The organism is Burkholderia sp. Bp8998, from assembly GCF_003854235.1.
GTDB lineage: Bacteria > Pseudomonadota > Gammaproteobacteria > Burkholderiales > Burkholderiaceae > Burkholderia.
Genome location: NZ_QTQF01000025.1, coordinates 1 through 13,919, shown reverse-complemented (window position 1 = coordinate 13,919; position 13,919 = coordinate 1). Strand labels below are relative to the sequence as shown.

15 protein-coding genes are annotated in these 13,919 nt (G+C 67.5%); 9 read left to right on the top strand and 6 right to left on the bottom strand.

The annotated features are described in order from the left end of the window. Window positions 1-23: 23 nt before the first annotated feature. Complete coding sequence (locus tag DIE06_RS23425) at window positions 24-656, bottom strand: RNA-guided endonuclease TnpB family protein (protein ID WP_124663398.1); 633 nt, start codon at window positions 654-656, stop codon at window positions 24-26. 119 nt (window positions 657-775) lie between these two features. Here DIE06_RS23425 and DIE06_RS23420 point away from each other — a divergent pair, with 119 nt between their 5' ends. The 5 genes from DIE06_RS23420 (at window position 776) to DIE06_RS23400 (ending at window position 4,301) form a co-directional block, all read left to right on the top strand. Further along, entirely contained in the window at window positions 776-1,804 is a 1,029-nt protein-coding gene (locus tag DIE06_RS23420; RefSeq protein WP_124663397.1) for an SDR family oxidoreductase, read from the top strand. Between the two features lie 38 nt (window positions 1,805-1,842). Next, the gene (locus tag DIE06_RS23415; protein WP_124663396.1) at window positions 1,843-2,142 is read left to right on the top strand and encodes a DUF2795 domain-containing protein; all 300 of its coding nucleotides are present in this window, start codon (window positions 1,843-1,845) and stop codon (window positions 2,140-2,142) included. A 55-nt stretch (window positions 2,143-2,197) separates the two neighbouring features. Further along, a complete protein-coding gene (locus tag DIE06_RS23410) occupies window positions 2,198-2,764 on the top strand; it encodes a hypothetical protein (protein ID WP_124663395.1) in 567 nt (188 codons plus the stop codon). Between the two features lie 253 nt (window positions 2,765-3,017). Then, window positions 3,018-3,632, top strand: coding sequence for a DUF4142 domain-containing protein (locus DIE06_RS23405; RefSeq protein WP_124663394.1), 615 nt, complete (start codon window positions 3,018-3,020; stop codon window positions 3,630-3,632). A 57-nt stretch (window positions 3,633-3,689) separates the two neighbouring features. After that, complete coding sequence (locus tag DIE06_RS23400) at window positions 3,690-4,301, top strand: hypothetical protein (RefSeq protein WP_124663393.1); 612 nt, start codon at window positions 3,690-3,692, stop codon at window positions 4,299-4,301. Window positions 4,302-4,434: 133 nt separating this feature from the next. On the opposite strand, the gene DIE06_RS23395 is transcribed toward DIE06_RS23400, so the two are convergent. The 3 genes from DIE06_RS23395 to DIE06_RS23385 all read right to left on the bottom strand — a co-directional run bounded on the left by DIE06_RS23395 (window position 4,435) and on the right by DIE06_RS23385 (window position 7,622). After that, window positions 4,435-5,700 (bottom strand): NRAMP family divalent metal transporter, encoded by a 1,266-nt coding sequence (locus DIE06_RS23395; protein ID WP_124663392.1) that lies wholly within the window; start codon window positions 5,698-5,700, stop codon window positions 4,435-4,437. Beyond that, window positions 5,697-6,362, bottom strand: coding sequence for a UdgX family uracil-DNA binding protein (locus DIE06_RS23390; protein WP_124663391.1), 666 nt, complete (start codon window positions 6,360-6,362; stop codon window positions 5,697-5,699). The genes DIE06_RS23395 and DIE06_RS23390 overlap by 4 nt, the downstream gene beginning before the upstream one ends. A 402-nt stretch (window positions 6,363-6,764) precedes the next feature. Beyond that, window positions 6,765-7,622 carry an oxidoreductase gene (locus DIE06_RS23385; protein WP_124663390.1) on the bottom strand — a complete coding sequence of 286 codons (858 nt, stop codon included), beginning with the start codon at window positions 7,620-7,622 and terminating at the stop codon, window positions 6,765-6,767. 121 nt (window positions 7,623-7,743) lie between these two features. Here DIE06_RS23385 and DIE06_RS23380 point away from each other — a divergent pair, with 121 nt between their 5' ends. From DIE06_RS23380 to dctA, 3 genes are all read left to right on the top strand, one after another. Next, a complete protein-coding gene (locus tag DIE06_RS23380) occupies window positions 7,744-8,715 on the top strand; it encodes a LysR family transcriptional regulator (RefSeq protein ID WP_124663389.1) in 972 nt (323 codons plus the stop codon). 82 nt (window positions 8,716-8,797) lie between these two features. Then, window positions 8,798-9,772 carry a LysR family transcriptional regulator gene (locus tag DIE06_RS23375; protein WP_124663388.1) on the top strand — a complete coding sequence of 325 codons (975 nt, stop codon included), beginning with the start codon at window positions 8,798-8,800 and terminating at the stop codon, window positions 9,770-9,772. After that, complete coding sequence (gene dctA / locus DIE06_RS23370; RefSeq protein WP_124663387.1) at window positions 9,769-11,079, top strand: C4-dicarboxylate transporter DctA; 1,311 nt, start codon at window positions 9,769-9,771, stop codon at window positions 11,077-11,079. Before DIE06_RS23375 ends, dctA begins: the two co-directional genes overlap by 4 nt. A gap of 24 nt (window positions 11,080-11,103) precedes the next feature. On the opposite strand, the gene DIE06_RS23365 is transcribed toward dctA, so the two are convergent. Both DIE06_RS23365 and DIE06_RS23360 read right to left on the bottom strand, forming a co-directional pair. Continuing rightward, window positions 11,104-11,886, bottom strand: a complete 783-nt coding sequence (locus DIE06_RS23365) for a substrate-binding domain-containing protein (protein WP_124663386.1) — start codon at window positions 11,884-11,886, stop codon at window positions 11,104-11,106. A gap of 62 nt (window positions 11,887-11,948) precedes the next feature. Then, window positions 11,949-13,244 (bottom strand): MFS transporter, encoded by a 1,296-nt coding sequence (locus DIE06_RS23360; protein ID WP_124663385.1) that lies wholly within the window; start codon window positions 13,242-13,244, stop codon window positions 11,949-11,951. Between the two features lie 364 nt (window positions 13,245-13,608). Between DIE06_RS23360 and DIE06_RS23355 the strand changes: the two genes are divergently transcribed. Beyond that, entirely contained in the window at window positions 13,609-13,854 is a 246-nt protein-coding gene (locus DIE06_RS23355; protein WP_124663486.1) for a PAAR domain-containing protein, read from the top strand. Window positions 13,855-13,919: the final 65 nt, after the last annotated feature.

Sequence of the window (13,919 nt, the reverse complement as noted above, 5' to 3'; positions counted from 1 at the left end):
TGATTTGACGTCCTCCTCCGCGCCTAAAGGCGGAGGATTCCCACACCTGGCGATGCACGTCCGCATCGGAGAATGTTCAGCGCAGCATTGGTATCACGATCATGCTCGACACCACAGTCACTGCAAACCCACTCTCTTACTCGCAGTCCCGCGATACCTTTCGGCCGCGCCGTGCTGTCTTTCGACCCGCACGACGAACAGGACTGGGTGGAACCGCTTTCGTCGACTTCCTCGAACGTGGCTCCGTGCGCGATCGCCTTGTAACGGAGCTTGTCCCGAAAGGACGACCAGGATGCGTCGTAGACACTTTTCGCAATCCTGGATCTGGCGAGCTTCGCGGCCGACACGTTGCCGACCGCGATGTAATCGAAGCGACGGACCAGATCGAGCGCGAGCTTGTGCTGGAAATCGGCACGGGCATTCGCGACCTTGGCGTGCAGCTTCGCGATATGCCGCTTGTGCTTTCGCGCCCGTTGCGCCTTCGCGAGCTTCTCGGCCGCGCGTCGGCCGAACCGATCGTTAGGCAGCTTCTCGCCCGTCGAAAGAGCGTGCTTCTGCGTATCGTTGCAGAAGTTCCAGACGTAGTTCACCGCGCGGCTCTGCTTGTTAAGCAGTCCGTTGAGCGACTTCACCCGGTAGCGGTAGACAAGGATCATGTTGGTGATCCTAACCCGTGGAAGAAGCTGCCTGTCAACAGCACTCCTTTCCTTCCCGCCATTCGCCCCGAAGGAAGTCCCCTTGGGGGAAATGGCGGGATTTCTCGGAGCAAATTCTGATGAATTGCATGCTCAAACCGGTCGGCGAGCAGACGATCGTGATCACGGGCGCCACGAGCGGCATCGGCCTCGTCACCGCACGCAAGGCGGCACGGCGCGGTGCGAAGCTGGTGCTGTTCGCGCGCAACGAGGGCGCGCTGAACACGCTGTGCGAGGAAATTCGCCAGCGTGGCGGCCTCGCGGTGCCGGTCGCCGGCGACGTCGGCAACATCGAGGATGTGCAGCGCGCGGCCGCGAAGGCGGCCGATACTTATGGCGGCTTCGACACGTGGATCAACAACGCGGGCGTATCGATCTTCGGCACGGCGGCCTCGGTCCCGCTCGAGGATCAGCGGCGGCTGTTCGATACCAACTACTGGGGCGTCGTGCACGGCTCGCTCGTCGCGTCGGACCATTTCCGGCGCAGGAGCGATTTCCACGGCGGCGCGATCATCAATATGGGCAGCGAGGCGTCGGACGCGCCGGTACCGCTGCAAAGCGCGTATGCGGCATCGAAGCATGCGGTGAAAGGCTTCACCGATTCGCTGCGGCTCGAGCTGGAGTCGGATCACCTGCCGGTGTCCGTCACGCTGATCAAGCCGGCCGCGATCGACACGATGTTCGTGATGCACGCGAAGAACTACATGAACGTCGAGGCGAAGCTGCCGCCGCCGATCTACGACCCGGACCTCGTCGCCGACGCGATCCTGTTCGCGGCGGCCCATCCACGCCGCGCGCTGTTCGTCGGCGGCGCGGCGAAGTTCACGTCGGCCAGTGCGTATCACGTGCCGCGGCTGTTCGATCGTGTCGCGGCCACGCTGTTCTCGCGCGGCCAGCGCACGGTGCGCCCCGCGCGGCCGCGCGACGACAACGCGCTGTACGAGTCGCGCCACGCGCTGCGCGAGCGTGAAGGGATGGAGGGGCCGGTGCTGCGCGGGTGCGCATACAACGCGGTGGTGCAGCGGCCGAAGGTCGCGGGCGCGGTCGCGCTGGGCGCGGCGGCGCTGGTGGTCGCCGCGCTCGCGCGCGCGCGCCGCGCTTCGACGTAATCGCAGTTCAATCCGTTTTTCATCCGAAGGAGGTTTCCATGTCATCCCGACAACATACGGGCCACGAATACAGCCACTCGCGCGCGCACGAAGGCGAGCGCGCGCAGCAGGACCACGACAAGGGCGGCCATCAGACGGGGCACGGCAAGGCGCCCAGCCCGGTCGACGTGCAGAAGGCGCTGAAGGGAATGGACTATCCGGCGAGCAAGTCGGACGTGGTCCAGTGCGCGGAACGCTCGCATGCGGACCCGGGCGTGCTCGAGATGCTCCGGCGGATTCCCGATCGCGAATACACGACGCCGGCATCGGTGTCGAAGGAACTCGGGCGGCTGATGTGAGTGCCGCCGTGTCGCGCCGCGCGGGCGGCGCCTTGCGGTCACGAGGAGCACGAGCATGGCGATGATCGTCGCAGGCCGCTTCACGACGTTCGATGAAGCGGAAGGTGGGGCGCGCCACCTCTACGAGCGCGCGTTCGGCCCGGACGACGTGTCGATCTTCTTCCTGAACCCGGGCGGCCAGCACGCGCGCTTTCCGATCGGCGGCGACGTGTATGCCGATACGGCCGCGAAGCCGGGCGGCCGCGGCGCGATGGTCGGCGCATTGCGCGGGCTGGTGATCGGCGCGATCGTCGGGTTCATCGGGTACGCGGCCGGGTTGCGCGACTGGTTCGTGCCGGCTGCCGGCGCGCTCGCCGGCGCGTATCTCGGCGCATTCGGCGGCGCGCTCGGCCGGATGCGCGGCCAACAGGCCGAAGGCAAGGGCACGCTCGCGCAAACCGAAACCGGCGTGATCCTGGCCGCGCGCGTGACCGCGACGACCGCGGCCGCCGCGGAAGACGTGCTGCGCGCGACCGGCGCGCAAGCGATCGAGCGCGTCGAAGGCGACTGGCAGGACGGCGAATGGCGCGACTTCGATCCGGTACGGCGGCCGGACGGCACCACGAAGGGCAGGCCGCGCTGAGCACGCCACTTCCGCAAGCGCCAGCAACGCGGCGCATGGCATGCGCTTGCTGACGCGCGCGGGCGGGTGCGCGGCACGCGGCATGCCGCTTGCGGCGCGTTCCTGGCACCCGTTCAAGGACGCACTCATGACCACGGCAACGCCCCGCCGCCCAGGAAGCAGACGTGGCAGCCCGGCAGCGAGCGGGACATGCATCCGAACGGCGGCTCGATCGTCGGCGGCTGACGACTGCCCCAACACAAGGAGAACGCGCATGAAACAACCCAACTGGACGATCGCGGCGCTCGCCGCGGGCGTGCTCGCCGTGTCGGGACTCGCGCATGCCCAGATGCCGACCGAGCCGCCCGCATCGAATCCGCACGTGCCGGGCGGCGTGATCAACCCGTCGTCCGGCGCCGCCGGCGCGGGCGATCCGGGCATCGTGAAAGCCCCGCAGAGCGCCGACGCGGAATTCGTCGACAAGGCCGCCATCGCCGGCAAGGCCGAGGTGCAGGCGAGCCAGCTCGCGCTGAAGCAGGCGCAATCCCCGGACGTGCGTGCGTTCGCGAAGCGGATGGTGGCCGATCACGGCCAGGCAGCCGCGAAGCTCAACGAGATCGCCGCCCGAAAGGGCATGAAGCCGCAGGCCGACCAGATTTCGGACCCGGACGTCGAGGCGCTGCGCGGCAAGAGCGGCCACGACTTCGACACTGCGTATGTCGCGGCGGTCGGCCCGGACGCGCATCACAAGGCGGTCGCGCTGTTCGAAGGCGAGGCGCGCGACGGCAAGGACGCGCAGCTGCGCGCGTTCGCGCAGTCCACGCTGCCGACGCTCAAGCATCACCTGAGCATGGCGGAGGCGCTCCAGCGCAAGGTGGGCGCGCAGTAACGCGCGCCCGGTTCAACCCCGGGCCGCGCGGGCGGCCCGTTTTTCGGAGAGGCAGTCATGGCCCAACGGCAATCGAAGCACGAAGGCATCCTCGAACTGCTCTGCCAGGCATACGAGACCGAGCTTGGCGGCGCGAAGATCTACGAGGCCGCGCTCCAGTGCGCGACCGACGAGGACCTGCACAAGGAATGGGAGAAGTACCACCGCGAGACGATGCACCACCAGGACGTGCTGCGCAAGGTATTCGACACGCTCGGCCTCGACCCGGATACGCAGTCGCCGGGGCGTGCCGCGGTCGCGGCGACCGGCAAGTCGCTCGTCCAGGTGATCGAGCAGGCGAAGAAGCAGGCCGCCACGGCGGTCGCGCAGGTCGTCGCGGCCGAGTGCGTGGTGCTCGCCGAGACCAAGGATCACCTGAACTGGGAGCTGATCGGCTATGCGGCCGACCAGTTGCGCGACGGCGACGCGGCGAAGGCGCTGAAGGCCGCGCACGACGAGGTCGAGGCCGACGAGGACCATCACCTGTATCACACCCGCGGCTGGGCGCGCGAGATGTGGATCGAGTCGATGGGCTTCAAGGCCGTGCTGCCGCCGCCGGAGGAAGTGAAGAAGGTCGAGTCGGCGGCCGATGCGGCGCGCGCTGAACGCTCGCGCGGCAAGATGATGTAACCGTGCCGGGCCGGCAACCGGGTCGTGCTGCTCGCGTGGCGCCCGGTTGCCCGATCCTGTTTGTCGTGCCGCCGTTCCCGTCTGCCTTGTCAGCGGTTGTCAATCGGTTGCATGCGCAACTAAACCATTCCGGTCACGTCAGCATGTCCACGGCCATCACGATCACCGATGCCGCCATCAGCGCGACCGCGAGCCACCCGAACACCTTCGACGCGATACCGCTGCCCGGCTGGCCGGCCGCATCGCGCCGCTGCGACAGCAGCATCACCAGCACGAGCATCGGGACTGCCGCGATGCCATTGAGTACCGCGCTCCAGTACAGCGCCTTGATCGGATTGACCGGACTGAAACAGATCGCGATGCCGACGATCACGCACGCCGCCAGCACCGCATAGAACGCGGGCGCGCGGCGCACCGGCTCGTTCAGGCCTTCGCGAAACCGCCATGCTTCCGCGCAGCCGTACGCGGCGCTGCCCGCGAACGCGGGAATCGCCAGCAGCCCGCAACCGACGATGCCGAACGCGAACACGACGAACGCCGCTTCGCCGGCGATCGGCCGCAGCGCCTCGGCGGCCTGTGCGGTGGAGCCGATGTCGTGCTTGCCGTGCGTGAAGAACACGGCCGCGCCGATTGCCATGATGCAGAACGACACGGCGTTGGTCACGATCATCCCGGTCCAGGTATCGAACGTGATGCGTCGCTCGGCCTGGGTTTCCTCGACTTCGAGCGCGGCCTGCCACACGAACAGGTACGGGCTCAGCGTCGTGCCGAGCACCGCGACCGCGGTCGTCGCATATTCGTGCGTGAAACTGACGTGCGGCAGCACGATTGCGTGCAGCAGGCCGCGCCAGTCGATCTGCACGAAACCGAGCTCGAGCACATAGGCGAGCAGGCCGAGTGTCATCCATTTGAGCCAGCGCGCGTAGCGTTCGTAGGAGAGCAGCACCTGCAGCGCGAGCGACGCGAGGCCGTAGACGGGCGCATACCAGTAGCTGCGGCCGCCGGCGACGAGCGCGGTCGCGTCACCCATCGCGGCGAGATCGGCGCCGACGTTCACCACGTTGACGATCGCGACCATCACGATCAGGGTTTTGGCGAGGCGATCGGAGAAGTGCTCGCGGATCCCGGCGACGAGGCCTTCGCGGTTGGTGCGTCCGACGAACGCCGACGCGAGCTGCACGACGACCATCATCGGCAGCGTGACGACGATCATCCACAACATGTTGAAGCCGAACTGGCTGCCGGCCTGGGCGTAGACCGCGACGTTGCTCGGATCGGCGTCGGACGCGCCCGCGAGCAGGCCGGGGCCGAGCTTGCGATACCACGGTTTCGCGGCCGGCTGGACGGGCTTGGCCGAGCCGGTATCGCTCGAGCCGTCGTCCTGGCGCAGGTCGCTCATGCGGCGTCTCCGCGCGCGCCGTGCGTACCGCCGTGGCCGCCAGCGAGGCGCGCCGCAGTGCGCAGCGCGTCGACGAGCGTCCGGTACGCTTGCTCGCGCGAATCGGCGCCGCGCGTGCGCAGCACGTAGGACGGGTGATAGGTCGCGACGACCAGACAGCCGTCGGGGGAGCGCACCGGCTTGGGCGTGCGCTCCAGCGTCGCGTCGTTGTCCCGCAGCACCGTGCGCAGTGCCGTCGCGCCGAGCGCGACGATCACGCGGGGCGCAAGCGTATCGAGCTCGCGTTCGAGCCAGTAGCGGCACGCGGCGACTTCGCGCTGCGCGGGCGTCTTGTGCAGCCGCCGCTTGCCGCGCGGCTCCCACTTGAAGTGCTTGACCGCATTGGTCAGGTAGACGCTGTCACGCTCGATGCCGGCCTCGTCGAGCGCGCGGTCGAGCATGTGGCCCGCCGCGCCGACGAACGGGATGCCCGTGCGATCCTCCTGGTCGCCCGGCTGCTCGCCGACCAGCATGATGCGCGCGCCGACCGGCCCCGCGCCGGGCACCGGCTGCGTCGCGTGTTCCCACAGCCCGCAGCGGCGGCAGGCGTCGAGCGTGGCCGGCGCGTCGTCGTCGGGAGCGGGCTCGGCAGTGGCGGGCTTCGGCGGCGCGCGGCGCGTCATGCGGTGCCTCCCGCGCAGGCCTGCACCGCGCACCTGCCCGCGCCGGCGCGCGCTCGCCGGCGGCTTGCATGCCGATCAACGGCCTGGCCGGATCGGACCATCGGCAATGCGCGCATCGATGGCTCCCGTATCGACGATATCGACGACATGCAGCAACCGGCATGCCGCATGCAGTCGACCTGGGCGCGCGGTTTGGGTCGGGGCCGCACCTGACTGCAGGGAGCAACGCGATGCAATCCGGCTCCGGCGGCGTTCGGGCTGCGGGCGATGACGGGCGGCGTCGCGTGGGCATTACACGACACTTGTAAAACGGTGCCGTGCCCCGTGCCCCGTGCAGCGCGAAGCCGTCGGCGTGCACGAAAGCGGCTCGCGGGCCGCGTCGATCACTTCGCCGCCCGTCATTCAGGTCGCGAAGTCGGTCGACGCCGACAGCGCTTTCCACGTTTCCGTTTCCTGGGCCACGTACGCGTTTTTCGCGGCGATGGCAGCCAACGTGTCCGTGCCGAGCGGAAGGCGCAACGGCGGGTTCGGCGCGTCGACCAATGAGATCATCGCGGCCGCGAGCTTCGCCGGGTCGCCGGGCTGGTTGTGATTCAGCTGCACGGTGTGGCGGCGAACCGCGCCCGAGGTTTCGTCGTAGTCGTCGATCACGTGCGGTGCCACCGCCAGCGACGACGCATCGAGAAAGTCCGTACGGAAATATCCGGGCTCGACGACCGTCGCGTGAACGCCCAGCGGCTTCAGCTCCGCATGCAGCGCTTCGGTGATGCCTTCGACGGCGAACTTCGTCGACGAGTACACGCCGAACCCGGCGGCCGCCCGATAGCCGCCGATCGACGAAATATTGATCACGTGGCCCGAGCGGTTCGAACGCATCGTCGGCAAGACGGCGCGCGTGACGTTCAGCAGCCCGAACACGTTCGTGTCGTACATGCGGCGGACATCCGCGTCGGCGGATTCCTCCACCGCGCCCAGCAGACCGAAGCCGGCATTGTTGACCAGCACGTCGATTCGGCCGAATGTTTCGATCGCCGCCTGCACGGCCGCCTTGGCGTGCGTTTCGTTCGTCACGTCCAGTTCGACGGCAAGCAATGCCGCCGAGTCGCCAAGTCGCTCGACGATCGCCGGGATGTTGCGTCCCGCCGCGACGACCGCGTTGCCGTCCGCGAGCGCGGCCTCTGCAATCAATGCACCGATGCCGCGCGACGCGCCGGTGATGAACCAGACGCGCTTGAAACCGTGTCGTTGAACGTCTGCCATGATGTTTCTCCTACGTGGGGGTGATGAGGTGATGCCATGGTAGGCGCGCCGATTGACTCGAACTAGACGGTCAATATTTGACTGATAATCAACTTTTATTTGCGAATCATGAGGCGGGGAAATGAACGGAATTCGCGCGATCACGACGTTCGTCCGCGCCGCGACGCTCGGCAGCCTGCGCGGCGCGGCGATCGACCAGGGCATCTCGCCGCAGGCCGCGAGCCATGCGGTGATGCAACTGGAGAAGGAACTCGGGGTGCGGCTGTTTCATCGGACCACCCGCAGCCTGAGCCTCACGGAGGAAGGCCAGCGGCTGCTCGACCACGCGAGGCCGGCGCTCGACATGCTGTCGTCCGCGCTCGACGACGCGCGGCGCTCGACGGAAGAGGTGAGCGGCGTGCTGCGTATCAGCGCGCCGCGCGCGCTGGGCCTGACGGTCCTGTGGCCCTGCTTCGAGGAATTCCAGCGGCGCTACCCGGACGTGCAGCTCGACGTGCAGTTCGACGATCAGTTCACGGACCTCGTGGCGGACCGTGCCGATGTGGGGTTTCGCGGCGGGCCGCCGCCGTCCGGCGGCGCGATCGCACGCCGGCTGGTGCCGATTCAGCTGATCGTGTGCGCATCGCCGGACTATATCGAGCACAACGGCGCCCCGCGGACCATCGATGAACTGGCTCGACATCGCTGCACCGGATATCGGCGCGCCAACACGGGAAAGCTCGCGCAATGGCAGTTTCGTATCGGCGAGGAGATCGTCTATCGCGACGTGCCCGCCGCGATCTGCGTGAACGATACGGAGATGGAAACGCAGGCGGTTCTGTCAGGCCTCGGCATCGGACAGCTGGGCAGCTTCAATGCGGCGCCGCATATCAGGAGCGGCCGGCTCGTTCCGTTGCTGACGCAGCACGTGACGGAATCCGGAGCGGTCTACATCTACTACCGGCATCGCACCGAGCAGTCGCGACGCGTGAAGACGTTCATCGATTTCATGGTGGAGCGCATGGCCGGCAATCGAAACTTCTTCGTCGATCCGTCCGAGCTTCGCGCCGCGCGGGAACCGCGGCCGGAACGGGCCGCGAAGCGGCGCGGATAGCAGCGGATAGCAGCGGCGGGCCAGCCGCGCCGCCCCCGAATCATGCACAATACCCGGCATCTGAGATGCGGAGACCAGCCCCGTGGGAATCAACTTCGATTTGACCGACTTGCAGGCGTTTCGCGCGGTGGTGGAGCTGGGCAGCTTCCGGAAGGCCGCCGAGTCGATCAGCATTTCGCAGCCCGCGTTGAGTCGCCGGATCGACAAACTCGAGGAAGCGCTCGGCGTGCGCCTGTTCGAGCGCACCACGCGCAGCGTCACGCTGACCACCGTCGGCCGCGTGTTCGCGCCGAGTGCCGAGCAGCTGCTGGACGATCTCGACGCCGCGCTGCTCGGCATCCGCGACGTGTCATCGAGCCGCCTCGGTCATGTGACGATCGCGTGCGTGCCGTCGGTCGCTTACTACTTTCTGCCGAACGTGATCGCGAGCTATCATCGCCGCTTTCCGCGCATCCGGGTCAAGCTGATCGATGCGAGCGCGAACGAGGTGCTGAGTGCCGTCATCAGCGGCGAGGCCGATTTCGGCGTGAGCTTCATGGGCAGCCAGGAGCCCGAGGTCGAGTTCAAGCTGCTGCTGCAGGAGCGGTTCGTCGCCGCGTGCCGGCGCGATCATCCGCTCGCGCGCAAGAAGCGCGTGACCTGGAACGAGCTTTACGAGTACGAGTATGTGTCGGTGGACAAGACGTCCGGCAACCGCCTGTTGCTCGACCAGGCGCTGACGGCTGTCGCGCCGCGTGCGCCGAGCGTGTGCGAGACGCGCCACGTGACGACCATGCTCGGGTTGATCGAGGCGGGGCTCGGTGTCGCCGCGGTGCCGTCGATGGCGATGCCCGGCGAGGACCATCCGCTGCTCACGAGCGTGCCGCTCGTCGAGCCGGTGGTCAAGCGCCGGGTCGGCATCGTGAAACGGCGCGGACGCCCGCTGACGCCGGCGGCGGAGGAGTTTCACCGGGCGGTCGTCGACGCGAAGCGCGGCGGCGCCGCGCGCGGCGATGGATCGAAGTCAGTGACGCATACGACCGATACAACAGGAACATCGAGGAAGACCGCATCGTGAGGCTGGCAAGACCGCTTCGTTCGCTCTACGTACAGGTGCTGCTGGCGATGGTGCTCGGCGTGAGCGTCGGCCACGTCTGGCCGTCGGCGGGCGCGATGCTCAAGCCGCTCAGCGATGCATTCGTCGGTCTCGTGCGGATGATGATCGCGCCGATCGTGTTCTGCACGATTGTCTCGGGCATCACGTCGCTCGCGAACGGCAAGGCCATCGGACGCACGATCGTCCACGCGCTGGCGCTGTTCTATCTGCTGACCGCCGCCGCGCTCGCATTCGGGCTCGTCACCGCGTTCGTGCTGCGGCCCGGCGCCGGCATGCACGTCGACGTGCGCCATCTCGATTCGAGCATCCTGGCGCAATACATGCAGCGTGCGCAGCCGCACGGGCTCGTCGAGTTCGCGCTGAGCGTGATCCCGGACACGATGCTCGGCGCGTTCCAGCAGGGCGAGGTGCTGCCCGTGCTGCTGTTGTCGCTGCTGTTCGGCTTTTCGCTGAATGCGTATCCGCAGGCCGGGCGGCCCGTGCTGGCGCTGATCGACGGTGTCGCGCAGGTCGTCTTTCGCGTGCTGGCGATGATCATGCGGCTCGCGCCGCTCGGCGCATTCGGCGCGATGGCGTTCACGGTGGGCCGCTTCGGCATCGGCTCGGTCGGCTCGCTCGCGCGGCTGATGGCGTCGTTCTACGTGGCCTGCGGGCTGTTCGTCGCGCTGGTGCTCGCGCCGCTCGCACGATTGCATGGTTTCGCGTTGTGGCGGCTGTTGCGCTATCTTCGCGAGGAATTGCTGATCGTCCTCGCGACGTCCTCCACGGAGCCGGTATTGCCGCGGCTCATCGTCAAGCTGGAGTCGCTGGGTTGCGACAAGGGCGTCGTCGGGCTCGTGCTGCCGGCCGGCTACTCGTTCAACCTGGACGGCACCGCGATCTACCTGACGCTCGCGGCAATGTTCATCGCGCAGGCGTGCGACGTGCCGCTTTCCGCGCCGCAAATCGCGGCGATGCTGGCGTTGATGCTGCTGACGTCGAAGGGCGCGGCCGGCGTGTCCGGCAGCGGGCTCGTCGCGCTCGTCGCGACGCTCGCGGTGATGCCCGACCTGCCGGTGGCCGGCGTCGCGCTTCTGGTCGGCATCGATCGCTTCATGTCGGAAGCGCGCGCGCTGACGAGCGTGATCAGCAATGCGTGCGCGGTGATCTTCGTGTCGGCGTGGGAAGGGGCGTGCGATCGTGCGCGGCTCGCACGGATGCTGAGCGCGGCCGGGCCGGCGGGCCCGAACGGTATCGACGATGCCGGGCGCGACGGGAAGACTGTCTGACGCACGCCTTCCCGGGGTTCGTGCTCAATGCGCGGAGACGGAATCCAGCCCGGTCGATTTCACTTCCGCCTGCACGTCGGGCGACGCGAGATAGTCGAGGAGCGCCTTCGCTTCCTTCGGATGTTGCGCGCCGACGGGGATGCCGGCCGCGAAGCGCGTGACGGACTGCAGCGATTCGGGAATCTTGCCGACGAACGTCGCGCCCTTCACGGGCAGCAGTTCGCTCACCTGCTGAAAGCCGATCTCGTAGTCGCCGTTCGCGACCACGGATGCGACCGGAATCCGCGGGACCATCTTCGCCTTCGATTTCACCTGGTCCTCGATGCCGAGCTTCCTGAACAATTCCCGCTCGATGTAGACGCCGCTCGCGCTGTCCGAGTAGGCGATCGACTTCGCCTGCAGCAGCACCTGCTTGAGGCCCTCGGCCGTGCTGATGTCGGGTTTCGCCGCGCCGTCGCGCACGACCATGCCGATGCGCGAATCGGCCAGCTCGACGCGCGAGCCGGGGATCACTTTGCCTTGCTTGATCAGGTCGTCGAGCGCGTAGCCGACCATGATCACCGCGTCGGCCGGCTCGCCGCGCGCGAGCCGGTTCGGGATCGCTTCGGGCGACTTGCCCATCGACGGCCCGAGCGCGGTGTCGAGCGTGTTGCCGGTGTGTGACGTGAACTGCGGGCCGAGCAGCTTGTAGGCGGCGGTGAAGCCGCCCGAGCTCATCACGTGCAGGTCGGCGGCCTGCACGTTCGCGGTGACCGCGGCGGTGGCGACGAGCGCGGTCGCGCACAGTTTCAGGAACGGGATTTTCATGGTCGTGGTGGTGGTCGTGGTCCGGGTCGGGCGATGTCGGGCAGGTGGTTCGGCCTGAGGCTTCAGTGCGCCGGCGTCAGCGTCGCGGGGTGGCGGCGATAGAGTACGAACGTCGCCAGCAGCGCGCACACCGCGGCGAGGCTCATCCAGTAGCCCGGCGCGGCCTTGTCGCCGGTCATGTGAATGAGCGCCGTCGAGATCGCGGGGGTGAAGCCGCCGAACACGGCCGTCGCGAGGCTGTAGGCGAGCGAGAAGCCAGCCACGCGCACTTCCACCGGCATCACTTCCGTCAGCGCGACGACCATCGCGCCGTTATAGATCCCGTACATGAACGACAGCCACAGCAGCACGAGCAGCATGTTGACGAACGACGGCGCGTGAGCGAGCAGCGACAGCGCCGGATAGGCGGTCGCGATCGCGAGCAACGTCATGCCGACGAGCAGCGGCCGGCGGCCGATGCGATCCGAGAGCGCGCCGCCGATCGGCAGCCACACGAAGTTCGACACGCCGACGCACAGCGTGACGAGCAGGCTGTCGGCGGTGCTGAGATGCAGGACCGTCTTGCCGAAGGTCGGCGCGTAGACCGTGATCAGGTAGAAGCTCGTGGTGGTCATCGCGACCAGCATCATGCCGGCGACCACGACGCCCCAGTTTCGCAGCAGCGTGCCGAACACTTCCTTCATGCCCGGACGATGCCGGCGCGCCTTGAACTCCTGCGTTTCCTCCAGGTTGCGACGCAGCATGAAGATGAACGGCACGATCATGCAGCCGACGAAGAACGGCACGCGCCATCCCCATGCGGCGATCGCCGATGCGCTCAGCCATTGGTTGAGCGCGAAACCGAGGCCGGCCGCGACGACGATCGCGACCTGCTGGCTGGCGGACTGCCAGCTCGTGAAGAAGCCCTTGCGGCCGGGCGTGGCCATCTCGGCGAGATAGACCGACACGCCGCCCAGCTCGGCACCCGCCGAGAAGCCCTGCAGCAGCCGCCCGATCAGCACGAGCGCGGGCGCGAGCAGGCCGATCGTCGCGTAGCCCGGCACGAACGCGATCAGGATGGTGCCGCTGGCCATGATGGCCAGCGTGACGATCAGGCCCTTGCGGCGGCCGACGTCGTCGATGTACGCGCCCAGCACGACCGCGCCCAGCGGGCGCATCAGGAAGCCCGCGCCGAAGACCGCGAACGTCATCATCAGCGACGCGAACTCGCTCGCGGCGGGAAAGAATACGGCCGCGATCTGCGTCGCGTAGAAACCGAACAGGAAGAAGTCGAACTGCTCGAGGAAGTTGCCGGCCGTCACGCGGAATACCGCGGCGGCCTTCGAACGTCCGGTCGGAAGGCTGGGCGAGGGGTGCATCAGGGTGTCTCCTGGGAATCTGGACAGTGCGCGGGGAGCGGTCGATTGTCGTTTCGGCAATGTTCGCCCAGAGACGGGGAAACGTTAAGTGCGAATTTTGGAAGGATTGATGTTGTTTGGTTATCAATGGGTGGGGCCCCGGCAGAAGGATTCCGTGGGGCGCGCACGGGCTGAATGGCGGCGTCAGCAAGGAAATGCCCGATCACCTGCCCTTGTCTGAAGTCGACGCAATCCAATTTTGAGAAAGGGTTTGGCCGAACCGCAGTAGAGTTTTTCCGCTCGTATCGCAGGATGCCGCAAGGGCATCGCATACATCTCTTTGTGAAAAACAGGAGGACGCGTGAAAGACCAGCATGGACGGGACATGATTCGCTTGGGCGACACCACGGATCACGGCGGCGAAGTGATCGAAGCGGCCGGTGATTTGAGGCATAGGGGGATTGCCGTTGCGCTGGACGGCCACGCGGTGAGGTGCCCCCGATGCGGCGGCGTGTTTCCACTGCTGGCAAGTGGTTCGCGCACACATCACGGCCGGCGCGTCGGCTATCACGGCGACAAGACCGGTTGCGGTGCGACCGTCATTGGCCAGCGAACGGCAGGGGCAGAGTAAATGGAGATTTTTACCCAGGCTCGCACGCTGTCCATCTCCGGCGCGGCGTTACCCACCTACGGCAT

Coding starts and splice junctions, on each gene's coding strand:
- DIE06_RS23425 (WP_124663398.1), bottom strand. CDS start 656: ATGATCCTTGTCTACCGCTACCGGGTGAAGTCGCTCAACGGACTGCTT.
- DIE06_RS23415 (WP_124663396.1), top strand. CDS start 1,843: ATGTCATCCCGACAACATACGGGCCACGAATACAGCCACTCGCGCGCG.
- DIE06_RS23410 (WP_124663395.1), top strand. CDS start 2,198: ATGGCGATGATCGTCGCAGGCCGCTTCACGACGTTCGATGAAGCGGAA.
- DIE06_RS23390 (WP_124663391.1), bottom strand. CDS start 6,362: ATGACGCGCCGCGCGCCGCCGAAGCCCGCCACTGCCGAGCCCGCTCCC.
- DIE06_RS23400 (WP_124663393.1), top strand. CDS start 3,690: ATGGCCCAACGGCAATCGAAGCACGAAGGCATCCTCGAACTGCTCTGC.
- DIE06_RS23385 (WP_124663390.1), bottom strand. CDS start 7,622: ATGGCAGACGTTCAACGACACGGTTTCAAGCGCGTCTGGTTCATCACC.
- DIE06_RS23405 (WP_124663394.1), top strand. CDS start 3,018: ATGAAACAACCCAACTGGACGATCGCGGCGCTCGCCGCGGGCGTGCTC.
- DIE06_RS23420 (WP_124663397.1), top strand. CDS start 776: ATGAATTGCATGCTCAAACCGGTCGGCGAGCAGACGATCGTGATCACG.
- DIE06_RS23380 (WP_124663389.1), top strand. CDS start 7,744: ATGAACGGAATTCGCGCGATCACGACGTTCGTCCGCGCCGCGACGCTC.
- DIE06_RS23365 (WP_124663386.1), bottom strand. CDS start 11,886: ATGAAAATCCCGTTCCTGAAACTGTGCGCGACCGCGCTCGTCGCCACC.
- DIE06_RS23360 (WP_124663385.1), bottom strand. CDS start 13,244: ATGCACCCCTCGCCCAGCCTTCCGACCGGACGTTCGAAGGCCGCCGCG.
- DIE06_RS23395 (WP_124663392.1), bottom strand. CDS start 5,700: ATGAGCGACCTGCGCCAGGACGACGGCTCGAGCGATACCGGCTCGGCC.
- DIE06_RS23355 (WP_124663486.1), top strand. CDS start 13,609: ATGATTCGCTTGGGCGACACCACGGATCACGGCGGCGAAGTGATCGAA.